Origin of the sequence: Azospirillum sp. ST 5-10 (assembly GCF_051225715.1) — a bacterium.
GTDB lineage: Bacteria > Pseudomonadota > Alphaproteobacteria > Azospirillales > Azospirillaceae > Azospirillum.
The window spans coordinates 24,879-47,459 of record NZ_JBPJSP010000002.1 but is presented as its reverse complement, the minus strand read 5'-3'; the positions used below and the strand labels follow the sequence as shown (position 1 = coordinate 47,459).

General features: G+C 65.6%; 17 protein-coding genes and 3 pseudogenes. 8 read left to right on the top strand and 12 right to left on the bottom strand.

Features of this window, described 5'->3' with window-relative positions:
• The first annotated feature begins 116 nt into the window (after positions 1 to 116).
• The 3 genes from ACSBPG_RS02610 to fcl all read left to right on the top strand — a co-directional run bounded on the left by ACSBPG_RS02610 (position 117) and on the right by fcl (position 3,127).
• Positions 117 to 1,043: a glycosyltransferase gene (locus ACSBPG_RS02610; protein WP_435535542.1), complete on the top strand. Its 927-nt coding sequence runs from the start codon at positions 117 to 119 to the stop codon at positions 1,041 to 1,043.
• Between the two features lie 61 nt (positions 1,044 to 1,104).
• Positions 1,105 to 2,175: a GDP-mannose 4,6-dehydratase gene (gene gmd, locus ACSBPG_RS02605; protein WP_435535541.1), complete on the top strand. Its 1,071-nt coding sequence runs from the start codon at positions 1,105 to 1,107 to the stop codon at positions 2,173 to 2,175.
• The gene (gene fcl, locus ACSBPG_RS02600) at positions 2,159 to 3,127 is read left to right on the top strand and encodes a GDP-L-fucose synthase (RefSeq protein WP_435535540.1); all 969 of its coding nucleotides are present in this window, start codon (positions 2,159 to 2,161) and stop codon (positions 3,125 to 3,127) included. Before gmd ends, fcl begins: the two co-directional genes overlap by 17 nt.
• 6 nt (positions 3,128 to 3,133) lie before the next feature.
• On the opposite strand, the gene ACSBPG_RS02595 is transcribed toward fcl, so the two are convergent.
• From ACSBPG_RS02595 to ACSBPG_RS02570, 6 genes and pseudogenes are all read right to left on the bottom strand, one after another.
• Entirely contained in the window at positions 3,134 to 4,102 is a 969-nt protein-coding gene (locus ACSBPG_RS02595) for a GDP-mannose 4,6-dehydratase (RefSeq protein ID WP_435535539.1), read from the bottom strand.
• Positions 4,099 to 5,460, bottom strand: coding sequence for a class I SAM-dependent methyltransferase (locus ACSBPG_RS02590; protein WP_435535538.1), 1,362 nt, complete (start codon positions 5,458 to 5,460; stop codon positions 4,099 to 4,101). Before ACSBPG_RS02590 ends, ACSBPG_RS02595 begins: the two co-directional genes overlap by 4 nt.
• A gap of 219 nt (positions 5,461 to 5,679) precedes the next feature.
• On the bottom strand, positions 5,680 to 6,069 hold the full coding sequence (locus tag ACSBPG_RS02585) for a DUF6165 family protein (RefSeq protein ID WP_435535537.1): 390 nt from the start codon (positions 6,067 to 6,069) through the stop codon (positions 5,680 to 5,682).
• A gap of 352 nt (positions 6,070 to 6,421) precedes the next feature.
• Positions 6,422 to 7,410 (bottom strand): annotated as a pseudogene (locus tag ACSBPG_RS02580) (IS110 family transposase).
• A 122-nt stretch (positions 7,411 to 7,532) separates the two neighbouring features.
• Positions 7,533 to 8,558 (bottom strand): radical SAM/SPASM domain-containing protein, encoded by a 1,026-nt coding sequence (locus ACSBPG_RS02575; RefSeq protein ID WP_435535536.1) that lies wholly within the window; start codon positions 8,556 to 8,558, stop codon positions 7,533 to 7,535.
• Between the two features lie 294 nt (positions 8,559 to 8,852).
• Positions 8,853 to 10,470: pseudogene (locus tag ACSBPG_RS02570) on the bottom strand (ISL3 family transposase).
• 121 nt (positions 10,471 to 10,591) lie between these two features.
• On the opposite strand from ACSBPG_RS02570, the pseudogene ACSBPG_RS02565 reads away from it, so the two are divergent.
• A pseudogene (locus tag ACSBPG_RS02565) lies at positions 10,592 to 10,991 on the top strand (transposase); the annotation flags it as partial.
• Positions 10,992 to 11,035: 44 nt separating this feature from the next.
• On the opposite strand, the gene ACSBPG_RS02560 reads toward ACSBPG_RS02565, so the two are convergent.
• The gene (locus tag ACSBPG_RS02560; RefSeq protein WP_435535535.1) at positions 11,036 to 11,251 is read right to left on the bottom strand and encodes a hypothetical protein; all 216 of its coding nucleotides are present in this window, start codon (positions 11,249 to 11,251) and stop codon (positions 11,036 to 11,038) included.
• Between the two features lie 132 nt (positions 11,252 to 11,383).
• Between ACSBPG_RS02560 and ACSBPG_RS02555 the strand changes: the two genes are divergently transcribed.
• The 4 genes from ACSBPG_RS02555 to ACSBPG_RS02540 all read left to right on the top strand — a co-directional run bounded on the left by ACSBPG_RS02555 (position 11,384) and on the right by ACSBPG_RS02540 (position 15,316).
• On the top strand, positions 11,384 to 12,460 hold the full coding sequence (locus ACSBPG_RS02555) for an FkbM family methyltransferase (protein WP_435535534.1): 1,077 nt from the start codon (positions 11,384 to 11,386) through the stop codon (positions 12,458 to 12,460).
• Positions 12,461 to 12,557: 97 nt separating this feature from the next.
• On the top strand, positions 12,558 to 13,100 hold the full coding sequence (locus ACSBPG_RS02550) for an NUDIX hydrolase (protein ID WP_435535533.1): 543 nt from the start codon (positions 12,558 to 12,560) through the stop codon (positions 13,098 to 13,100).
• A gap of 45 nt (positions 13,101 to 13,145) precedes the next feature.
• Positions 13,146 to 14,342, top strand: a complete 1,197-nt coding sequence (locus ACSBPG_RS02545) for a glycosyltransferase family 9 protein (RefSeq protein ID WP_435535532.1) — start codon at positions 13,146 to 13,148, stop codon at positions 14,340 to 14,342.
• 14 nt (positions 14,343 to 14,356) lie between these two features.
• The gene (locus ACSBPG_RS02540; protein WP_435535531.1) at positions 14,357 to 15,316 is read left to right on the top strand and encodes a hypothetical protein; all 960 of its coding nucleotides are present in this window, start codon (positions 14,357 to 14,359) and stop codon (positions 15,314 to 15,316) included.
• A gap of 13 nt (positions 15,317 to 15,329) precedes the next feature.
• Here the strand turns inward: ACSBPG_RS02540 and ACSBPG_RS02535 are convergent, their stop codons facing one another.
• The 5 genes from ACSBPG_RS02535 to rfbA form a co-directional block, all read right to left on the bottom strand.
• On the bottom strand, positions 15,330 to 17,495 hold the full coding sequence (locus ACSBPG_RS02535) for a hypothetical protein (RefSeq protein ID WP_435535530.1): 2,166 nt from the start codon (positions 17,493 to 17,495) through the stop codon (positions 15,330 to 15,332).
• A 99-nt stretch (positions 17,496 to 17,594) separates the two neighbouring features.
• On the bottom strand, positions 17,595 to 18,440 hold the full coding sequence (locus tag ACSBPG_RS02530) for a GNAT family N-acetyltransferase (RefSeq protein WP_435535529.1): 846 nt from the start codon (positions 18,438 to 18,440) through the stop codon (positions 17,595 to 17,597).
• Positions 18,441 to 18,479: 39 nt separating this feature from the next.
• The gene (locus tag ACSBPG_RS02525) at positions 18,480 to 19,382 is read right to left on the bottom strand and encodes a glycosyltransferase (protein ID WP_435535528.1); all 903 of its coding nucleotides are present in this window, start codon (positions 19,380 to 19,382) and stop codon (positions 18,480 to 18,482) included.
• On the bottom strand, positions 19,379 to 21,667 hold the full coding sequence (locus ACSBPG_RS02520; RefSeq protein ID WP_435535527.1) for a glycosyltransferase family 2 protein: 2,289 nt from the start codon (positions 21,665 to 21,667) through the stop codon (positions 19,379 to 19,381). The genes ACSBPG_RS02525 and ACSBPG_RS02520 overlap by 4 nt, the downstream gene beginning before the upstream one ends.
• A gap of 21 nt (positions 21,668 to 21,688) precedes the next feature.
• On the bottom strand, positions 21,689 to 22,564 hold the full coding sequence (rfbA, locus tag ACSBPG_RS02515) for a glucose-1-phosphate thymidylyltransferase RfbA (RefSeq protein ID WP_435535526.1): 876 nt from the start codon (positions 22,562 to 22,564) through the stop codon (positions 21,689 to 21,691).
• Positions 22,565 to 22,581 lie beyond the last annotated feature (17 nt).

Below are 22,581 nucleotides of genomic sequence, written 5' to 3'. Positions count from 1 at the left end.
GCGGAAGAAGCCAGCACGCGGTGTGGCAAGACGCGTGCCAGTCTGTCAACAGGAGTCGCGCGGCCGGCGCGCCGGCGGGTTGACGCGGCCGCGCCGCGGCGCCAAAAGGTCACGGCATGGGACGCATTCATTATTTCGTCGAGCAGGGACGCATCGCCGGCGGCATCAAGGTCGCCTACCGCCACGTGGCGATCCTGCGGCGGCACGGGCTGGACGCCGTCGTCGTCCACGCCCGGGCGGAGCGGCCGGCCTGGTTCGCCGCTCCCGACGTGCCGGTGCACGCCTTCGCCGGGCTGTCCTTCGCGGCCGGCGACGTGGTGGTGATGGCCGAGGACGCCCGCCACAGCTTCCGCACGATGGCGGCCAGCCCGGCGCGCAAGGTGATGTTCTGCCAGAACCATTTCTATCTCGCCGGCGGCCTCGCCGGAGCCGCCGACGTGCGCGTCTTCGGCATCGAGGCGGCCTACACCAGCGGCGACGTCATCACCGCCTTCCTGCGCCGCCGTCTGCCCGGGCTGCCGGTCGCCACGGTACACCTCGCCATCGACCCGGCGCTCTACCGCCCGGCCGAGGAGAAGGCGTTCCAGGTGGCGGTGGTGCCGCGCAAGCGTCCCGTCGAGTACCGCCACATCCGCGACCGCCTGATCCACGAGCACCCCGGCCTGCGCGGCATGCCCTGGGTCGAGCTGGCCGACGCCAGCGAGGCCGAGGTGGCGCGGGCGATGGCGCGCAGCGCGGTGTTCCTGTCCCTGGCCCGGCTGGAAGGGGTGGGGCTGACCGGGCTGGAGGCGATGGCGTCGGGCTGTGCGGTGACCGGCTTCCTCGGCGACGGCGGGCGCGAGTACGCCACCGGCGACAACGGCTGGTGGGCGCGCGACGACGACTGCGACGGCGCCGTGCGCCAACTCGCCGCCTGCCTCGGGGCGGTGCGGAACGGCACGGCGGCGCCCCGCGTCGCCGCCGGGCGGGCCACCGCGGCGCGTTACGCGCCGGAGCGCGAGGAGGCGGAACTGCTGGCGTTCTGGCGCGGCGTGCGACCTTGACGCAAGCGGGAGGATATGGGCTTAGTGCCCCGGCAACCGGGCCACTCGAACTGAACGCACCATGTCGAAGAACGTCGCGCTGATCACCGGCATCACCGGTCAGGACGGGGCCTGGCTGGCCGAGCTCCTGCTCGCCAAAGGGTACGTGGTGCACGGCATCAAGCGCCGGTCGTCCTCGTTCAACACGGAACGGATCGATCATCTCTACCAGGATCCGCATGAACCGAACCCGCGGCTCGTCCTGCACTACGGCGATCTGACCGACGCGACGAACCTGCTGCGGGTGGTCGAAGAGGCGCAACCGACCGAGATCTACAACCTCGCCGCCCAGAGTCACGTGCAGGTCAGCTTCGAGACGCCGGAATACACGGCGAACGCCGACGGCATCGGCACCTTGCGGCTGCTGGAGGCGATCCGCATTCTCAAAATGCGCGACCGGGTCCGCTTCTATCAGGCGTCGACGTCGGAACTGTACGGCAAGGTCCAGGAGGTGCCGCAGCGGGAGACGACGCCGTTCTACCCGCGTTCTCCCTATGCGGCGGCGAAGCTTTACGCGTACTGGATCACGGTCAATTACCGCGAAGCGTACGGCTTTCACGCATCGAACGGCATCCTGTTCAACCACGAGGGGCCGACCCGCGGCGAGACGTTCGTCACCCGCAAGATCAGCCGGGCCGTCGCCTCGATCGAACTGGGCATGCAGCGGACGCTGCACCTGGGCAACCTCGACGCCAAGCGCGACTGGGGACATGCCCGTGACTACGTCGAGGGCATGTGGCTGATGCTTCAGCAGCCGCAACCGGACGACTATGTGCTGGCGACGGGCGAAACCCATTCGGTGCGCGAGTTCGTCGAACTGGCGTTCGCCAGCGTGGGTCGCACCATCGCATGGCAGGGGAGCGGCGTCGACGAGCGTGGCGTGGATGCCCGGACCGGCGAGGTGCTGGTGGAGATCGACCCGCGCTATTTCCGGCCGACCGAGGTCGACCTGCTGCTCGGCGACCCGACGAAGGCGCAGGAGAAGCTGGGCTGGCGGCACCGGACGCCCTTCCCTGACCTCGTCCGCGAAATGGTCGACAGCGACCTGCACCACCTGAAGGACAAGGCGCGTCGCCATGCTCCGTCCGAATGAGCCCATTTTTTCCCTCGCGGGCCGCCGCGTCTGGGTTGCCGGGCATCGCGGCATGGTGGGGTCGGCCATCGTCCGGCGGCTCGAACGCGAGGATTGCACGGTCCTGACGGTCGGGCGGGATCGCGTCGATCTGCGTCGGCAGGATGCGGTCGAATCCTGGATGGAGGCCGAGCGGCCGGACGTGGTCGTGCTGGCGGCGGCGACGGTCGGCGGCATTCTCGCCAATTCGACCCGGCCGGCCGAGTTCATCTACGACAATCTGGCGATCGAGACCAACGTCATCAACGCGGCGTGGCGGTCCGGGGTCGCCAAGCTGCTGTTCCTCGGCTCCTCCTGCATCTACCCCCGGCTGGCGCCGCAGCCCATCCCCGAGGAGGCCCTGCTCGGCGGTCCGCTCGAGCCGACCAACGAGTGGTACGCCATCGCCAAGATCGCCGGCGTGAAGCTCTGCCAAGCCTATCGCAAGCAATACGGCTGCGACTTCATCGCCGCCATGCCGACCAATCTCTACGGACCCAACGACAACTTCGACCTCGCGTCGAGCCACGTTGTGCCGGCGCTGATCCGCAAGATCCACGAGGCGAAGGTCACGGGCGCGAACACGGTCGAGGTGTGGGGGTCGGGGCGTCCGCGGCGGGAATTCCTGCATGTCGACGACTTGGCGGACGCCTGTGTGTTTCTGATGGGACATTACTCCGACGAAATGGCGATCAACATCGGCTCTGGCGAAGACCTGTCGATCATGGACTTGGCGCAGATCATCGCCAGCGTCGTCGCATATGAGGGGCAACTGGCGTTTGACACGAGCAAACCGGATGGGGCTCCTCGCAAACTTCTCAATGTCGGTCGTTTGACCGAGATGGGCTGGCAGCCCCGCATTGATCTCCGATCCGGCGTCGAGCAGACGTACGCGTGGTTCTGTGAAACGCCGAGGCGTAGCAATTACCATTGAGAGCGATCAATCGCCGGCTGATGACCTCACTTGTCGTCCGGCGGTCGGCAGAGCAGCCAGGATCTCGTTACATACCTCCATGATGCTACGGCTCGGCTTCCTCCCGATCGTTCGGCGGAGGTCTGCCGTGGAGGCATGGAAGGGCGCAGGCAGATCTGTCGATCGCGCCTCTTCGGTGATGTGCTGACGGTAGTCGAGACCGTGCGCAGCAAACAGGTCCCTGGCAAGATCACGCCCCAACCAGGTCTTGCCCGAGGCCATCACGAAGTCGCGCGCGGCACGCTGCTCGGCGATCTCGACGGCAATGTCCATGTACTCCGAAGCAGAGCCCCAGTCGCAGTGAAAATCTAAGGTGCGGACGGAGATCCGCGTACTAGCATCGGCTTTAGCCGCTGCCAACGCAACAACCAGCTTAGGAATGAAAAATTGCAGACCGCGCCGCTCAGATTCGTGATTGAAGAGGTACAATATGGAAGCTTTTACGCCGTGGCGCTCTCGGTACTGACTGATCAGATTGCCGGCCGCAATCTTGGTGATGCTGTAGAGGCAGTGGGGCCGTGGCACGGTGCGTGCGTTAATCCGGGCCGGCAATGGATCTCCATAGACCTTGGATGAACTCGCATAGACGAAGAACGTGGAGGGGCACTCCAGTCGCATGTATTCCAATACGCGATGCACCGCGGCTACGTTGACTGCGAGAGCGTCTTGCCAAATCGGCTCGTACTGGATGCCGGCCGCGCCGTGAACGGCGGCGACGTGGAACACTAGGTCGGGGTGAAACGTCCGAAGCGCCTCTGTGAGCTCTGCGTCGTTTCGCAGATCAACGCTCTGATAGGCAAAGCGTGGGTGCGGTGCCACATGGCGCGCCGTCTTCTGGCGAGCGAGGCCGAGTACATAGTAGCCGCGGGCCAGGAGGTGGTCGCAAAGGAAGCTGCCGTCCTGACCGTTGGCACCTATGACCATGGCACTTGTCAATCGGATACTCCGACCGGCGCGCCCTTGTACGGGGGGGCGACCACGTCCAGAAGGGCTTTGCTGTCCTCCTCGGCCCGATGTCTCTCCTCCGCCAAATTGTCCGCGTCGACGATTGACAACGTCGGCAAAGGAAAAATCATCTTTGTGCCAGATTCAATCGTTGCTCGTTCACGATCCAAGAACTCAGCTTTGAAGTGCCAGGGAAGAACGAGATAGTAGTCGGGGCGGCCGGCCCGTGATGTCGCTTCGTCCACAATAGGAATATTGGTGCCGAGGGTGCGAGCACCGGCCTTGGCCGGGTTACGGTCTGCCGCACATTCGACGGTGCTGCTGTCGATGCCACACCATTGGAGGAGGACGTTTCCTTTGGTCGACGCGCCGTAGACGTGAACTCGTTTCCCCTGCATGCGAACACCATCGAGAAGGGCCTGGAGCTCTCGGCGCTGTTCTTCGATGCGCTGTTGAAAAGCCAAGTATGGGCGGTCGGCGTCGAGTTCGAGTTCAAACTCGTTGATGCGGAGCAGATTCAGGAAGCGGGCGGCTTCCGCGCTGTCCATCGAACGATTATCCGCATGGGTAACAAAGCAGCGAATGCTGCCGCCGTTGATATCGTTCAGGCTTGCCTTGAAAACGCGAAGACCGGCCTTGGCAAAAATATAATCAAGTGTAGCAAGGCTGTAATATTCGAGATGCTCGTGGCATATGGTGTCATAAGAATTTTGCTTCAACATTAGAGGGAGATAGGACATTTCAAGTATCCAGACCCCGTTCTTAACGAGTATCCGTTTGATCTCGCGGGCGAAGCTCACGGGATCCTCGAGGTCGTAAAACATGGCAATTGACGTGATGACGTCAAACTTTCCATCTTCGAACGCTGAAACCGTAGCAGGCGACGGAAAAACAGTGTTAATCACCGTGACCGGAGCCGGAACTTCCGAAGCAATGTCGGACGGATCGACGCCGAACTTTTCGATCGCATCATCGTAATTGGACAGCAGCGTTCCGTCATTGCAGCCGATGTCGAGCACTCGCCGCGGGGCACGAGCCAGAACCGTGATGGCGGCGTCGACAATCCCCTTGAGATGGTTCCGCATCGTGGCGTTCGTGCCCGACCGGTACCAGTAGTTCGCGTAGAGAATTTCCGGAGGGAAGGTGTGCGCGAGTTGGAGCAAGCCGCAGGCCTGTTCGTCCTTCGTCGTATCACAGCGCACCAGTTTGGTGGGCAGCTTGCGCATCGGTGGCGGTGTGTAGCCGGGTTTGATGAACGAGCCCTGGAGATGCTGCTCACCCAAATCGATTACTGGGACGAGCGCCGAATTTCCGCACACCCGGCAGCGCTGCCGATGAATAATGTGCATATCCAAACCCTGACTGCTGTATCAAAAAGGATGGCGCCCTGCTTCTCCCGCCGGCACCGCATGAGCACCGCACGAGCGTGCGAACTGTCATGCTGTATATGCACGTTGACCAGCCAGGGCAATGCAAATCGCGTGTGCCCTTCCACACCTTTGGGCCATTGTCAGCCGTGGTCGGCTGGCGCGTTGCCCGGGAGCCCTGCGGGCATGCCGACATCGCCCTCAGTCATAATCCTTGTAGGATTTTTCCTCGATCAGTTCCGATCCCATTATGTCGTTGATGATCCGCTTGAGCCCGGCGCGGCGATCGTTTGTACGGTAAACTTTCCGTGCCAAGGCGACGAAACGCTCGCCGAAGTCCTTTGCACGCTCACATTCCCTGATGTCGTCTTCAATGTCCCACAACTCTGCATTGACGGAGCGCAGCTCCGCGACGACCGTTGCTGTCCTGTCCGGGAGGCCGCCCGAAGCGGCGCAAACCGCCTCCAGCGCCTCAAGCTCCTTGCGTACATTGGCGAGCTTCATCGAATCGGTGATTCGCTCCGATTTGATCTGCAGAATCGTGATCTTGTCGGTGAGCTCTCCCCAAGATACTGGAACCAGAAGCGGCATAGTTTCCTACAATGAAGATGATCTTCCGAAGCCCATGATTGCAGAGGGCTACGGGGATAGCAAACGATATCTCGCGGCGGTTCTCACAGAGTGATTGCTTCCGTAATGAGCCGTTGGGCGTCAAGCCCCCAAAAGGATCACGTCGCCGGTTTCATGCTTCCGTCCGTGGTCGGCACGCGGCCGCCACACCATGCGATCAGAAAGGAACCCGAGAGCCGATCTCACAAAGCGTGATCCCCGCCCAGGAAGCGGGTTCACCAGCAATCACCCGGCTTCATCGGATTCCGCGTCCCGGCGACGGGACCTCGGGCGGCTGGACCGCGGATCAGCCCGGCCGGAAACGGTTCGGGTCTTATGCGGCGGCGGTCTCCTTGCCGAAGCGGAAGTCGGTGCCGTCCACCCACATGCGGTGCAGCACGCAGGCCAGATTGCGGGCCAGGGCGACCTTGGCGCGCATCATGCCGCAGCCCTTGGCCACCTCCATCGCCCAGCGCTTGAGCGTGGAGAAGCTCTTGGTTCGGGTGAGCATCACCTGCGCCGCCTCATACAGGGCGCCGCGCACCAGGGCATCACCGGTCTTGCTGAAGGCGCCGGTGACGTCCGTTTCGCCGGACTGGTACTTCTTCGGGGTCAGCCCGAAATGCGGTCCCATCGCCTTGGATGAGGTGAAGCGCGCTGGATCGTCGATGGCCGAGGTGAAGGTCAGCGCCACCACGGCGCCGACGCCGGGGACGGTCATCAGCCGGCGGCAGACCGCGTCGTCGCGCACGATCGCCAGCAGGCGCCGATGACGTCTTCAGCATCGCCTGGTCGGCGATCAGCTCCGGCAGGCGCGCGGCGAACCGTCTGCGGCTGAGCTGGCCGACCTTGAGGCCGAAGCCACGCAGGATGCCGCGGATGGACAGCTCGACATCGTGCAGCTTGCCCAGCAACAGCTTGTGCCCGACCAGCAGCGCTCGGACCTCCTGCGCCGGCGGCGACTTGCAGTGCACCGGGCGAAACCAGCCCATGCGCAGCAACTGGGCGATGCCGCGAGCATCCTTGCGGTCAGTCTTCACCACCATCGCCGAGAGCGCCGCCTTCACATGGCGGGCTTTCCAGCAGCACCGCTGGAAAGCCCGCCCCGCTCAGCCCGGCGTTGACAACAGCATGGAGCCACTGCGACAAGGGGCCAGCCTCCAGCCCAATGCGGACCACCGGACAGCCAAGCCCGGCGAAGAAGCCGACCAGAGCGTCGGGGGCACTGGTCACCTTGGCTTCGCGGATGATCCGGCCCGTCGCATCCATCACGCACACGCTGCTCAGTTCCAACGAGACGTCGATTCCGGCAAAGTGCTCCATGGCTGTCCCCCTCGATGCCTGGGGCCAATCCGCTCGGACCCCGTTTCTCACACCATCACTGTGGGGACAGCCGCCCCGCCAAGCCAGCGCTTGGGGGAGGGCCCACTACGGCATCTCGCTGTTTATGCGCCGATCATATTGTATACATCGTCAAGGGCGTTCGGCCGGGAATGGAGCGTATCGATGCCTTTGTAGAACGAGCAAGACTTGCAATAATCTGGAACGCCATTTTTCTTCCAATTCCAAAGATCCGCAAAGCGATCGCTCGTGAGGACGTCTCGCAAAGATGCCGTTTTCGCATTTCCGAGAAACAAGCTTTCATGATGATCAAAGTCGTCACACGCACAAAAGGAGATGTCACCATTTGATGAGACCGAAAGCGCTAGAGCTGGAATGATGCACTGCCCTTTCACGACCCGATGTCGCTCACTCCATGTGGCTCCAAATGGTAATGGTTTCGATGTATCAAGAATTCCCCAATTAGAATAATTTCCCGTCATAGTAGATGTCACGAGAATGTTAACAGACTTGACTGTTCCGTAAGATCGTACAAGAGGGGCAATTTCAAATTTAAGCCAATTGATAATGTCTTCCTTTTTTCGTGATTTAAGAAGCCGTAAGGCAACGAAGACCTTTCCGTCCCCAAATGCAAGAAGCCTGGCCAATCCTTCTATCATCCGTTTATAGGTTCGGCGCTTGGTCATTGCTTCATACTCTTCGTCGTCCAGGCCGTACACAGAGACCTGGACCCGGTTGAGCACCGTCAGCATGTACTTGACTTCATCGTCGGAAAATCGGTCCAGCATCGCTGCATTGGTCGTGACGGACGGCGTCACGTTGGTGGCTGTTTCAAGGAAATGCAGTCGATCAAGAAATAATTTGTCTAAGAATACCTCGCCAACGACTGGAGTGAAGGTGATCTTTCCCCCGCCAATATCCTGGTAATCGCTCACTACCTTCTCGAACATGTCCATCGACATGATCTTCTTCGGCACGCTCTGTACCGGATAAGCGCATATCAGGCACAGGTTGTTGCACGTATTGACCGTCTCAATCTTGAGGGCAAGCGGGCGTGCCAAACCGTTGTGCATCAACCCCGTCTGACGGGTTTGCACATCAATCTTCGGATGGTTTAGCAGGACGTCCATCGCGACCCTCTCGGTTAGCGCACCAACGGCGTCGGACTTTAGCCACGTACCGCCCCAATCGCGAGCGGAAATCGTTCCTCCTACACCTCACCAGGAGATCCCCATGACGGTCGCGTCCCCCGCGGCGACGCTGCCGAGTGATCTGATCGAAGAACTGCTGGCCGACACCCTGCGCCGGGAGGGTTGGCCGAAGTACACGGACCACCCGGCCGACTGTGTCGGGCAGCACGCCAAACTGGGTTCTTCAAAGTTTCGCGTGCACAGCTTTGAAGGGGTTGGGTTTCGGGGGTTCGCCTACGCGGTGGCCAGGACACGGGCGCGCAGGAATGCGAAGTCCGCCCGGCCGTATATCGTGCGCTTGATGACTTTGAGGCGGTTGACGTACCCTTCGAGCGGCCCGGTGCTCCACGGTTCGCTCAGTGCCGCTCGCACAGCGTCGAAGTCCTGATCCAGGCTGGCGGCGAAGCCTGGAAAGGCGCCGACGGCCGCTTCCGCGATCCACCCTTCAGCCGATCGGCGGCGCGCTCCTTCACCATGGCCTGAATGTGGCGCATGAGGTCAGCCGCGTGCGTGAGAGCCGGTGCGCTGCCGCGCAAGGCGTCGAGGAAGCCGCGCTCCCGCTCTGCCTGTGTGTCGGGATCGGCCAGCAGCAGGCGGGCCGCCCGGCGCGGTGTCGGCGGCCGGATTGATGTCGGCACCGCAGTTTCCCTGGCGGGCTCGTCCCGGCGCCGCCGCGCCGCCCGCTGCCGCACCCCGGTCTTCTGGCCGGGATACCCGTGTTCCCGCAACTCGCGCCACAGGGCCGCGGCGTTACGGCAGCCTTCCCGCCAGCGGGTTTTCAGAAACGCCCGGTAGGGATCGAACAGGCCGGGGCTGACCGCCGTGCGCCGCCAGGTCGATGCGTGCCCGGGCAGCCAGCGGCGCAGCGTCTTGCGTTCCACATCAAGCGCGCGGGCGGTGGCCCGGAGCGAATGGCCCTGTTCGCGCAGGCGCACGGCCTCGGCCTACCGTGCCTCCCGTCGCTGGCGGGCGGCCATTGAGCTTTGGTCGGCGGCGGCTCCTGGACCGTAGCCGTCGTGATGGGCCCCGGGGCGGCGCTCGCCGGCCCTTCCGTCGGCAGGGCACCGACGAGGCGGGCAGCTTCGCGCAAGTCACCGTGATGGTGGTCGAGATGGCGCTGCAAGGCGTCGCTGCCGTTGCGCAGCAAATGCCAGCGGTCGGCCACCTGCTCGGCCTCCGGCGCGCCCCGGCCGGCGCCGTCGGCGTAGGCGCCAGCCCGATCGCGGACGATGACGGTATCCGTGGGGTGCAGCTTCAGCCAACCGGCCAGCGTCTCCGCCGTGCGGTCCGGCAGCAGGTCGACGACGCGCCGGCGTTCAAGGTCGACCAGGACGGTGCCGTAGGTAAGGCCCTTGCGCCACGCCCAGTCGTCCACGCCGAGCACGCGCGGAGCGGGCGTCCATGGGAGCCCTGCCTTCTGGCCGGCGCGGCGGCGCAGCATCGCCCCGCTGACCGGCACTCCGACCGCCGCCGCTATGTCCCCGCCCGGGTTGCCGCCCAGTGTCAGACCGAGCCTGCGGTGCAGCGCCCGGACCCGGTCCGTCTGCCGTGCGCGCGCCGGTGCGAGGCCGGACAACGGTTCGCTGAAGGTTCGACGCGGGCAATGGGGATTGGCGCACCGGAAGCGCCGCTGGTGGAGACGCAGGATCAGCGGGTGACCGAAGCACGGCGTGTCGGCGAGGCAGCGCCAAGCGTAGCTGTGCACCCGGCTCGATACGATACCGCACTTTGGGCAGGGCGCCGAAGCGGCGGTCAAGCGGACACACAGTGTCAGATAGCGGCGTTCGTGATCGATCTGCTCCAACACCTGGAGCGACGGGAACAGGCCAAGCGACGTGAGAGACGGCAACATAGCGAGAACCGGATTGTTTCTATTCCTTTCATGTGGTGTCGGGTCCGCGCCGCCGGAATTGATGCCGGATGTTGAGCGACCACGCCCAATTCGCGCCTCGGCTGTGCACGCGAAACTTCGAAGAACCAGTTTTCCAGCGATGGCAACAGAACCGCCGACGCCCCGACGGGCGGCACGGCTGCTGGCCGTGGCTCCCGATTCGCTCAGCGAGCGCGACCGCCGGTTCGTTACCGCGTTGCAAGAGCGTGCGCCTCCCGTCGCGGTTGCCGCCGACCTGATCGGCGGCTTTCGCCAGGATGGTGAAGACCAAGACGGCCGACGCCCTCGACGGCTGGCTCCACGAAGCGGAAACCAGCATTCTCGCCCCGTTCGCCGGCGGCATCCGCCGCGAAGAGGACGCCGTGTGCGCCGCGCCGTCCGAGCCGTGGAGCGGCGGCCCCGTGGAGGGCCACGTCAACCGGCTGAAAGTCATCAAACGCGAGATGTACGGCCGCGCAGGCTTCCGGCGGATGGGGGGATGAATACGAGGCTCTGACGGTGCGCCTTCCCCTGCCACCACCTCGGATCACGCGCCCGTGGACGCGGCGTCCGGCATGATGCGGGTCACCTTCGGGGAGAGCCGGGTGCGGGAAAGCCGCAAGCCCGGATCCGTGAAGGCGAAAGCCGAATGGCTGAGCTGCTCGACCACGGCCACCAGCCTTTCCCGCATGCTTGCGGAGGGCTGCAGCGATGACGAGAAATATTTCCCGATCCGGACGGCGGCACACCGCTCGGAAATCACTATTGCCTCCTGGTGCCCTCGAGAGGCTTGCGCGGTGAACCTCAAGCCCTGTATCCCCTCTACCCCATGGGGGCGGCGCTGGCGGGTCTTCTTTCTCGTGCGGCGCCCGTCAGATGTGGAGGGGAGGCGTTGATGGCGACATTGTTTCAAGAGCTGGGCCGTGCGACGCGCCTGATCTTCACGGGCAAGGCTGGCGAAGCTGGGGACGTTCTGCGCCAGATCCTTCGACAGTACCCGAATAGCCCGGATGCCCTTCATCTTTTATCATTGGTTGCAGTGGCGCAGCGAAAGCCCAAGGACGCCGAATTCCTGTCGCGCAAGGCAATCATAGCAAGCTGTATCGCCCGCGGCGACGTGGATAAGGCGCTCGGTCGGCGCAGCGAGGCCCTTTGGCACTACAATCAGGCCCTGCTTATCAACCCCTACGACCAGGATGCGTGTGACCGTATCGGCGAGTACTACTGGCATTCACGTCAGCTTCAACAAGATGACGTCGAATTCCGCAAGCCACCACTCGACTTTTTCCGTACCCCGATTGGAAACTATTATCTTCCCTCTGATGCTCCGCGCGATTCGATCATTCGACGCATGAAGGCCGGAAAAATATTCGAAGAGGAAGTGGTCGACGTCATGCGTCCGTATATCAAGCAAGGTACGGCGGTTCTCGACGTGGGAGCGAATCTCGGGCAGATGAGCATCATCTTCTCCAAGAGTGTCGGACCAAGTGGGCGGGTGTATTCCTTCGAAGCAGACCCCTATATCTGCTATGTCCTTCGAAAGAATATTGACGAAAACTCAGATGGCAATGTCAAAGTATACAACAATGCCGTTTATGACAAATGCGATGATTATATATTTTATCCGGAGCAGGACTTTAAGCGTTTCTCTGCATATGGCTCCTATGGTGTCGATCCGGCAGCAAAAGAGGGGCGGCGGATACCGATGATCACGATCGACAGCCTTAAGATAGAAGAGACGATCAGTTTAATGAAAGTGGACATCCAGGGATCGGACCTGTTCGCTCTGCGCGGTGCCGTCGATACGATCCACCGCAATAGAATGCCAATCGTGTTTGAGTTCGAGGAGCAGTTCCAGGAAAAATTTGGAACGAGCTTTGCCGATTACATGAAATTCGTCGAGGACATCGGCTACCGGGTGGAAACGACCATCAATACGATCAACTACGTTATCGTTCCTCGGGAGATCTGACGCCGGCCCAGGCGCTCGGCGCCTGTGTGGGCGCAGAGCCAATGATTGCGTCGGGCGTGGGGCGATGCTATCCGGTGCCGCGGCGAGGGGAGCAGGAATGGCGTCTATTTCCGAATGGAAAACGGTTGCACGGCGTTCCTTGCTGATTGTGCCGCGCGGCATCGAGATCCTGGTCGAAACGGTAGCGCTGCCGGACGGCAGAGTCATCGACGACTACTATCGGATTGAAAAGCTCGGCGCAGCCATTGTCGTCGCGCAAACGGACGGGGATGATTACATTGTATTGCGCCAGTATATTCACGGGGCGCGTCGCATCGGACTGACGCTGCCAGGCGGCACGATCGAAGCGGGTGAGGATCCGCTCGCTGCTGCACAAAGAGAACTGCTTGAGGAGACCGGCTACGTCGCATCCGAATGGGAACCCATCGGGCAGTTCACCCGCGACGGCAATCAGGGCAGCGGCATCGATCACTGTTTCCTGGCGCGCGGGGCCCGCACGGCCGCGGGCCCGGCGACGGATGACCTCGAACAACTCGAGGTTCGCCTGCTCGCGCGCGAGGAACTTCGCCGTGCCCTTGTCGAGGGGTCGGTTCCCGTGAGTGGGCACGCGGTGGCCATTGCCGTTGCCCTCGTTCGCTAACACCACAGCGCGGTCGCTGTATCCGTCCTAGAAACGAGATCGTTCATGAAGATCCTCCTGGCACAGTTCGGTGCTAACGGCGACTGCCTCTATGCGACGGCGCTTGCACGCCAGATCAAGCATGACTACCCCGACAGCCATCTCACCTGGGCGACCTCGTCCCTGTGTCGACCGATCGTCGAAGGCAATCCCCACGTCGACGCCATCTGGGAGGCGCAGGTGGCGTCCCGCGCGACGCAGGGCGCGGCCTGGGTGGCGTACGAGCGCGAGATTCTCCAGCTCCTGGAGCGGGGGATCTACGACCGGGTCTATCTGTCACAGATCTGGCCGCGCAACTTCCAGCGGTACGACGGAACGGTCAGGCCGTCCATTCTGCGCGCGTACCACGCGCCGATCACCGTGCCGGTGCAGCCGGTCCTGCGATTGACCGACGACGAGCACGAACGCGTTTCTGAATTCGTGAAGAAGCATGGGATCGACCTCTATCAGAACCGCATCCTGATGGAATGTGCGGCACTGTCGAGCCAGTCGTTCGTCACGCCGGAATTCGCGACGCAAGTTGCCGAAAGGCTGATTGCCGAGGTTCCTGACACGTGTGTCATACTGTCTTCCCATCTCGAGGTGAGCAGCGACAACCCGAAGATCGTCAGCGGCCGCACGCTTTCGTTGCGTGAGAACGCTGCGCTGACTCATCACTGCAGCCACTTCATAGGAACGGCCAGCGGGCTGACGGTGATCAATACCTCGTCCGCGGCCCGACAGTTGCCGATGCTTCTTCTGCTGGCGCGGGACACTTCCGTCTATGCGTCGTTCCACCATGATTTTGAATATTGGAAGATGCCCGTTGACGGAATCATCGAAATGACGGAGTCGCCGTCCGAACGCGTCGCCGATTGCATCGCGGCAATGATTCGCGGTGGAACGACCCTGGCCAAAGAGGTATTTCACGAAACGATTCGGCCCGATTTCCGGAAGTACAGCCAACAGATCTACCATTACCTGATCAAGGAGAAGCGCATCGTCGACGCTGGAGTGTCTTTGGCGACGACCGCTGCCCGTTACGGATGGCAGCCGCCTCTGGTGCACTTCGCCCGCAAGTATGTGTTTCCCAACTTGAAGCACGATCCTGCGACGATGTTTCCGGAACGTCGCGCGTTCATCGGGTCACTGCGTGCCGCCGTGGCCGATGCCGTCCGGGAAGCCGGTGCGTTGCCGGCCAGCAGCGGTCCCGCCAGCCAGTGAAGGAAGTGTCCGGCATGGAGCAGTTCATCAAGCGCATCATCGACTATGTTCTCGGCACGCATCGCGAGCAGATGGAGCAGGCCGACCGCGCCCTGCTGCTGGCCGGCCGCCAAGCGTCCTGGGCATTGTCTCAGAGGACACGGTTGAGAACCCTGGCAGACGCAGAGTTCCGCGTAACCTCGCAGTGGGGCGAGGACGGAATCCTTGAGTGGCTGGTGCAGAACGTGCCGGTGTCCAGTCAGCGGTTCATCGAGTTCGGCGTCGAAAATTATCGGCAATCGAACACCCGTTTCCTGCTTCAGAACCGCAACTGGAAAGGGCTCGTGATCGACGGATCAGCCAGCCATGTTCAGCAAATTCGTGCTGACAAGCTCTATTGGCGCTATGATCTCACGGCCGTGGACCGTTTCATCACCACCGACAACATCAACGGGATTTTTGAAGAATTTGGATTTGTCGGTGACATCGGCCTGCTCAGTATCGACATTGATGGCAACGACTATTGGGTGTGGGATGCGATAGACTCCGTCAACCCGGATATCGTCGTGTGCGAATACAACGCGATCTTCGGCGACCGGCATGCCGTGACCACGCCTTACAGTCAGAAGTTTAACCGATTCGATCATCACCATTCCGGCCTCCATGCGGGAGCATCCATAGCTGCCCTCCGCCACTTGGGTGCACGCAAGGGATACGAACTGGTCGGCAGCAACTCGACCGGCCTCAATGCCTTTTTCGTACGCAAGGAACACATGCCCGTGATCGAGCCGCTGCTGGAGCGGCGGTTGGCCTATCCATCGGTCTTCCGCAACGCCTGTGACGCGCAGCGCCGGCTCATCCATGTCGGTGGGCTCGATCGGCTTGAACTGATCAAGGACCTTCCGGTCGTGGACGTTGTGCACGGTGTCACGACCAATCTGGCCGCGCTCGGACCCGCCTATAGCGACGAGTGGCTGCGATTGATGAAGGTATAGGACGCGAACGTCGCTACGACGCGGCGGGGATGGCGACGGACGTCATCGTGCGGTAGCCATCCCCCAGACGTTGCGCGTACAGCACTTCGTTGAACACCGTCGTCTGGGAAAGGTCCATCCGCCCCTCACGGCGGAAGCGCATCCGCCATGTCCGATCTTCCGCCAACCGGAGGGCGATCGCCACGAAGTCTCTTTCGTCGCGGGCGGCGAGCCAACCCAAGCCGGCATGGTGCACAAATGACGCGCCATGGGCGGCAACCATGCGACTGCCCAGCAGGGTGAGCAGCGGCACGCCCATCCACAACGCTTCGCAGGTGGTCGTCACGCCGTTGTAGGGGAAGGCATCGAACATCACATCGATCGTGTCATACAGCGCGAAGTGCTCGGCATGCGTGGCGGTGCGGCCGACGAAGGTCAGGCGGTCGGCGGCGATGCCGCGATCGGCGAAGGCCCGGCGGAGGCGGTCGTAGGAGTCCGGCGGGCTGTTCGGGTCGTGGCATTTGATGACGATGCGCGAGCCAGCGACGGCCCGCATCGCAGCGGTCCACAGGTCCAACGCTTCCGGTTTGATCTTGCGGTACTGGTGGAAGGCACCGAAGACGACGCCGGTGCGCTCCTGCGGGTTCGGTCCGGGAGCGTAGGAGGGGGGCGTGTAGCACAGCGTGCTGCCCTCCAGCGCGATCAGCCGGCGCTCGCTGCGGGCCTCAGGCGGTGGGGTGATGAAGCGATCGCCGATCAGGAAGTCGACGCTGTCCAGCCCGCAGGTGTCCTCGTTCCCGTGCAGGATCGCCGTGACCGGCGCCGGATGGCTGGCCAGCACGTCCAGCCGCTCGCCGGCGAAGTGGCCCTTGAGATCGACGTAGAGGTCGAGGGAGTCGCGCCGCACCCGCTCGATCATGGCGGCGTCGGAAAGGTGGCCGACGGCGACCAACTCGGCGCCGGCGAGCCGCTCCGGCAAAGGTGAGCGCCGCAGATCTTCGGGGGTTGTGTGAGCATAGACGATCGGCTGGAAGCCACCCGCCTCGCCATGCCGCACCATGGCGGGCAGAAAATAGTCGACCAGCGGCTTCTTGTGGATGGTCCCGGCGTAGTAGCCGACCCGCAGCGGCCGGCCGTCACGTTCCCGCGGCCGGGCTGGCACCGTGGTCGGGACGGGCGGCAGGTGAAGCCGGTTCCAGCCGCGGTAGATCTCCATCCGCACAGCATCCGGCACTCCGGGCTCGCACAGCAGCGCGATGATGAGCGCGGAATGCCGCCGCCGCAACGCCATGTTCCGCCCCACCGGCAGATCGGCGAGGCGGTCGACCGCGTCGGCCAACTCAGCCCAGCGCCGCAAGCGCACGAAGGCGTAGGCCAGCATCAGGAGCGTATCGATGTTGTCGGGTGCCAGTTGGTGTGCCCAGCGCCGGAGCGTGGCCAGATCCGCGAAGCGCTCGGCCGTGAAGAGTTGCCCCACGAAAAGCGACAGCAGCCGTTCGTTCGCCGGCTCGAGCGCCACCAGACGTCGGAAGATCCGCTCGGCGTCGTCGGCACGCTGCAGATGGAGCAGCGCCTTCACCAGCGGCGCGCCCGTGCCGACCGTCAATTCCGGCACCGCCGACAGCACGGCGACCGCGTCGGCGGCCCGCTCCAGGGCAAGGAGCAGGCCGCCGAGGTGCTCGGCCAAATGTGACCGGGTCGATTGCACGGCCCACGTTCGCGAGAGAAGGGAGGCAGCCCGCGTCCGGTCGCCCAGGTTCAGTGCGGCGAGCCCGGCCAGGTGCAGGGTCGGTGCCGCGTCTGGCGCCAAGGTCAGGACGGTGAGCGCGGTCGTCAAGGCCTGCTTCCACCGCTTTTCCCGGAAATGTGCGGTCGCCTGGCGCTGCAATTCGGCCGGTGCCGGCAAGGCGATCCGGTCCCGCGACGCCGGGACGGCCATGAGCTCCGCCAAGATCTCCCGCGTGTTGGCAACGTCGCGGGCGTCGAGCAGGCGCTCGCCGAGCGTCGGGGCGAGGTCGTCTGGCACGCCGCCGTCGAGCCGCTGGGGCTTCAGCGACCGCACGCCCTGGATGGCCGCCGCCGCCAGAGCGTCACGCGCCTGGTTGCGGGTGATGGCACCGCTCGCCACCAGCGTCCGCAACGCCGCACTGCCGATTCCGACGGCCAGATCGGCCAAATTCCGGTCGTCGAGGTCGCTCAAGACCCTGTCCTCCTGGCACCAGAGGGCCGCATCTTATGCACGGCCGACGGGCGCCGATACAAGGGATTTTGCCGTGCGACGGGATGCCCGCCCCGGCGTCTAGCCCAGCTCCAGGCTGGCGACGCCGAAGACGCGCGCGAGGTCGGTCGGTCGCACCGGCCCCGTGTGCATGCGGGCGGTCTCGAACACCGGGGCCAACCCCCTCCCCTCGGCCAGCGCCGCGGCCGCGGCGTTGGGCTCCGGCACGTCGAGGAAGAGAAGGCCGCCGCCGGCGTCCGCCGCCAGGGCGTCGAACAGGGTTTCGGCAATGGCGCGGTCGTCGGCGAACAGCGGCCCGATCTTGTGCCCCTCGCGGCAGGGCCGCACGACGCCGAAGCCGGCCAGGCTGCCGTCGCGCAGCACGGCGCGGGCGTGGTGCCCCGGCGCCGCCGTCCAGGCCCGCAGGAACGTCTCCCGGTCCGCGGGAAAGCAGGCGGCGTCCAGCGCGGCAATGGCGGCGAAGGGCACCTCGGCCAGCCGCACCACGCCGGCCGGGACACGCGCCGGCACCGCCACGGCTCCACCGTAGCGGACGTTGCGGTGGGCGAACGCGAAGCCGGAGCGGCGGTAGTTGTCCTGCTGCGCCACGACCCCGTCGAGGCCGACGGTGCGCCCGCCGGCATGGTCCATGCCGGCACGCCAGGTCGCCATGCCGTGGCCGCGGCCGCGCCGGTCGGGCCGGACGATGTAGAGGCCGAGGAACGCGAAATCGCTCCCGTAGGTCGTCACCGCGATGCAGGACACCGGCTCGCCGTCCTCCACGCCCACCAGGAAGCCGGCCGGGTCCTGCACGCGGAAACAGGCGGCGTCCTGATGGCCGGGATTCCAGCCCTCGGCGGCCGCCCACGCGATCATCGTCGCCACCTCGCCGGCCGTCGCCGGCCGCACCGTGAACCCGCCGCCCATCCCCGCCTCCACCGTTGCCCGGTCCCAGCCCAGCCCAGCCTAGCCCCGCAGGCCCGCCACGATACCACGTCCCATGGCGGCGAGCTTCGCCAGCCTGCCGTGTTCGAACAGGACGACGCGGACCAGGTCCGTCACCGTCGCCCGCATCTCGAGGCACAGCAGGGCCGGCATGGCGTGGCCGTGCAGGCGCAGCAGGCGCACCCGGTTGCGGCATCGGGTGTAGCGCCGCCGGGCGCTGTGATGGGTCACCGCGACGAGACGGCCGAACAGGCGCCGCTCCTCGTAGCGGCCGAGCCGGTGGCGCAGCTCGGCGTCGCGCACCGCGACGATGTCGTAGCCGGCCCGCCGCACCCGCAGCGCGAACTCGAAATCGACGTAGTCGATGAAGAAGTCCTCGCGCATCGGCCCGACCGCCGCCAGCACGGTGGCCGGGATCAGACTGCCCGAGGCGATGGCGTAGAGCAGGTGCCGCAGCACCGGACCCTCGGGCGCTTCGGCGCGCGCGCGGCGGCCGTCGGCCGAGGTGACGAAGCGGGTCGGCCTCGCCTGGGCGTGCTCGCGCGGCACCGCGGCGGCGATGCCGACCGGCTCCCCCGTGCCGTCCGCCAGGGCGGCCAGCAGGGCGGCGACCATGCCCGGCTGCGGCACGCTGTCCTGGTCGAGCAGCAGCAGCCAGCGCGCGCCCCGTGCGACGGCGCGCGCCAGCCCCTGGTTCTGGGCGGCCGCCAGGCCGCGGTTGCCGGGGTTGCGGATCACCTCGACCCGGTCGGCGTGCCGGGCCGCCGCCGCTTCGACCGCGGCCAGCGCGACGGCGGGAGAGCCGTTGTCGACCACCACCACCCGCTCCGTCTGGGCCAGCGCCGCATCCAGCACCGCCGCCAAGGTGTCGTCGGGATGATGGGTGACGATGACGGCCGCCACGCCCGGCGACGGGCCGCTCACGGCGCTCGCCAGGGCTTGGCGGCGCGCGGCGGGAAGGCCGGCGCGAAGTCGGTGCGGTAGGGATCGAGATTGGGGTTGAAGGCGGGGTCGTGGGCCAGCGCGGCGGCCCAGCGCCGCGCCATGTAGGCGGCCTCCCGCTTGAACTGCGGGCGCCGGTCGGCACGGTCGGGCGCGCCGAGGGTGGCGGATTCATGGTGGACCAGCTCGGCGTAGGGGGTCCACAGGGTGCGGTAGCCGCGCTCGCCGAGGCGCAGGCAGAGGTCGACGTCGTTGAAGGCGATGCCGAGATTGTCCGCGTCGAAGCCGCCGACCTCCTCGAAGGCGCTCCGGCGCACCACCATGCAGGCGGCGGTCACGGCGCTGAACGCCTGCTGCAGCACGGCCCGGCACATCGCCCCGGGATGATGGCGCGGCAGGGAGCGGTGGGCGTGCCAGGCGATCAGCTCCTCCGCCAGCACGATGCCGGCGTGCTGCACCGTGCCGTCGGGGTAGAGCAGCTTGGCGCCCACCGCCCCCACCTGCGGGCGCAGCGCGTGCGACACCATGTGGCCGAGCCATCCCGGCTCGATCACCTCGATGTCGTTGTTGAGGAAGCACAGGAACGCGCCTTCGGTCGCCGCCACCGCCTCGTTGTTGATGGCGGAATAGTTGTAGGGCCGGTCATGGACCAGCACCCGCGCCCGCGCCCGGCCGGCTAGGGCGGCGAGGTACTCCCGGGTCGCCGACTCCTCGCTGCGGTTGTCGACCACCACCAGCTCCAGGTCGGGGTAGTCGGTGCCCTCCAGCACCCCGTCGACGCAGCGCGCCAGCAGGTCGAGCCGATCCTTGGTGGGGACGATCACCGTCACCCGCCCCGGCCGGGCCGGCAGGGGATAGACGACCCGGTGCAGGGTCGGGTTGGCGGCGACGACGACCGTGGCGCCGGCGTGACCGGTTCGCGCGAGGTGCTCGGCGATCGCCCGCCGGGCCCGCTCGTGGGCGTAGGTCTTGGCCCCGTCGGCCAGCGCCACCGAGCCCGCGATGGCCCGCCAGTGGTAGAGGACGTGGGGGATGTGGCGGATGCGCGCCGGCGCCGTCCGCTCGATGACCCGCAGCACCAGGTCGTAGTCCTGGCTGCCCTCGAAGCCGGCGCGGAAGCCGCCGATCTGGCGCAGCAGGTCGGTGCGGTAGACGCCGAGGTGCGACACCATGTTGTGGGAGAGCTGCAGATCCGGGTTGTAGTCCGGCTTGAAGTAGGGGGAGAAGCGGTTGCCCGCCTCGTCGATCTTGTCCTCGTCGCTGTAGATCAGGTCGGCGTCGGGGTGGGCGGCGATCTCCGTGGCGACGAGGTAGAGGGCGTGCGGCGCCAGTTCGTCGTCGTGGTCGAGGAGCGCCGCGTAGGCGCCGGTCGCCATCTCCAGCGCGCTGTTGGAGGCGGCGGAGATGTGGCCGTTGTCCTCCCGGTACCGCACCCGGATGCGCGGGTCGCGGGCCGCGTACTCCTCCAGCACCGGGCGCACGTGCGGTGCCGTGGAGGCGTCGTCGGCGACGCACAGCTCCCAGTCCGGGTAGAGCTGGCCGAGCACGGAATCGAGGGCGCGGCGCAGCCAGCGTTCCGGCGGGTCGTAGACCGGCATGAGCACGGAGATGAGCGGACGGGCCGGGAGGGCGGCGATGCGGGCGGCGATGGCCCGCCGGTCCGCCTCGTCCAGCGTGTCGTAGAGCGCGACCCAGTCGCCGTAGCTGCGGGTCTGCGGCCGCGTCAGCCGGTTCAGCAGCAGCGAGCGGCCGCCGGGGCTGGCCAGCAGCCCGATCGCTTGGCGGGCTTGGCGGCCGAGCAGCCGCGGGTCGGCCAGGGCCGGACGCAGCCAGCCCCACAGGACGGCGGCGGCGCCGGTCAGCGGCCCCGTCTCCACCAGGCGCGGGTTGCGCAGCGCGAAGCCCGACGGCGGCACCGCCGCCGCCTCGATCCGCAGCACCGCGAGCCCTTCCGGCAGGTCGACGTGGATGCGCACCGCGCCGGTGCGCAGCGGCAGGCGGACCGCCGTGGCGGGGTCGCCCGCCGCCGTCCGCTCCAGGGTCAATTGCGGCGGCTCGCCGTCCCAGTCCAGTTCGTAGGACAGAATCGCCCGGCCGGCCGGCGGACGCGAACCGTCCGGTGCGGCGACGGCGAAGGCGCCGGCCGGTCCGGTCAGGCGGCACCGGTCGCCCCGCGCCGCCACGCCGTCGAGCGGCGTCAGCCGCAGGCGGTGGGACCGCCAGCGCAGCAGGGACGCCAGCCGTCCGCCGTAGCCTCGCGTGTCCATCGGCCGAAGCGGGCGGCGGCGTCAGCGCGGGAAGCGGTCGACCAGGCTCAGCAGATACTGGCCGTAGCCGCTCTTCCTCAGCGGCTCGGCGAGGCGGGTGAGGCGGTCGGCGTCGATGTAGCCCATCTGGTAGGCCACCTCCTCGGGGCAGGCGATCTTCAGGCCCTGACGGGCCTCCACCGTCTGCACGAACTGGCCGGCCTGGAGCAGGCTGTCGTGGGTGCCGGTGTCGAGCCAGGCGATGCCGCGGCCCATGCGCTCCACCCGCAGCGTCCCCTTCTCCAGATAGATGCGGTTGAGATCGGTGATCTCCAGCTCGCCGCGCGGCGACGGCTTCAGCGCCTCGGCGTAGGCGGTGACGTTGCGATCGTAGAAGTAGATGCCGGTCACCGCCCAGTTGGACTTGGGTTGCCGGGGCTTCTCCTCGATGTCGACCGCCCGGCCGTCGGCGTCGAAGCTGGCCACGCCGTAGCGCTCGGGATCGCTGACGTAGTAGCCGAACACGGTGGCGCCGTCGGTGCGCTGGGCCGCCTGCTGGAGCATGTCCGGCAGGCCGTGGCCGAAATAGATGTTGTCGCCGAGGATCAGCGCGCAGGGCTCGCCGCCGATGAAGTCGCGACCGATCAGGAAGGCCTGGGCGATGCCCGCCGGCTCGGGCTGGATGGCGTAGCTGAGGCGGATGCCCCACTGGGTGCCGTCGCCCAGCAGCTGTTCGAACAGCGGCCGGTCGTGGGGCGTGGAGATGACCAGGATCTCGCGGATGCCCGCCATCATCAGGGTCGACAGCGGATAGTAGATCATCGGCTTGTCGTAGACGGGCAGGAGCTGCTTGGTCACGACGTGGGTCACCGGATACAGGCGCGTGCCGAGACCGCCGGCCAGGATGATCCCCTTCATGGTTGATCCTTCAGATA

What these genes read in the sequence shown, in the direction of transcription:
- ACSBPG_RS02530 (WP_435535529.1), bottom strand. Translation starts at nt 18,440, where the DNA reads ATGGGCGGCGGGTTCACGGTGCGGCCGGCGACGGCCGGCGAGGTGGCG.
- rfbA (WP_435535526.1), bottom strand. Translation starts at nt 22,564, where the DNA reads ATGAAGGGGATCATCCTGGCCGGCGGTCTCGGCACGCGCCTGTATCCG.
- ACSBPG_RS02550 (WP_435535533.1), top strand. Translation starts at nt 12,558, where the DNA reads ATGGCGTCTATTTCCGAATGGAAAACGGTTGCACGGCGTTCCTTGCTG.
- gmd (WP_435535541.1), top strand. Translation starts at nt 1,105, where the DNA reads ATGTCGAAGAACGTCGCGCTGATCACCGGCATCACCGGTCAGGACGGG.
- fcl (WP_435535540.1), top strand. Translation starts at nt 2,159, where the DNA reads ATGCTCCGTCCGAATGAGCCCATTTTTTCCCTCGCGGGCCGCCGCGTC.
- ACSBPG_RS02520 (WP_435535527.1), bottom strand. Translation starts at nt 21,667, where the DNA reads ATGGACACGCGAGGCTACGGCGGACGGCTGGCGTCCCTGCTGCGCTGG.
- ACSBPG_RS02540 (WP_435535531.1), top strand. Translation starts at nt 14,357, where the DNA reads ATGGAGCAGTTCATCAAGCGCATCATCGACTATGTTCTCGGCACGCAT.
- ACSBPG_RS02610 (WP_435535542.1), top strand. Translation starts at nt 117, where the DNA reads ATGGGACGCATTCATTATTTCGTCGAGCAGGGACGCATCGCCGGCGGC.
- ACSBPG_RS02575 (WP_435535536.1), bottom strand. Translation starts at nt 8,558, where the DNA reads ATGGACGTCCTGCTAAACCATCCGAAGATTGATGTGCAAACCCGTCAG.
- ACSBPG_RS02545 (WP_435535532.1), top strand. Translation starts at nt 13,146, where the DNA reads ATGAAGATCCTCCTGGCACAGTTCGGTGCTAACGGCGACTGCCTCTAT.
- ACSBPG_RS02555 (WP_435535534.1), top strand. Translation starts at nt 11,384, where the DNA reads ATGGCGACATTGTTTCAAGAGCTGGGCCGTGCGACGCGCCTGATCTTC.
- ACSBPG_RS02585 (WP_435535537.1), bottom strand. Translation starts at nt 6,069, where the DNA reads ATGCCGCTTCTGGTTCCAGTATCTTGGGGAGAGCTCACCGACAAGATC.
- ACSBPG_RS02590 (WP_435535538.1), bottom strand. Translation starts at nt 5,460, where the DNA reads ATGCACATTATTCATCGGCAGCGCTGCCGGGTGTGCGGAAATTCGGCG.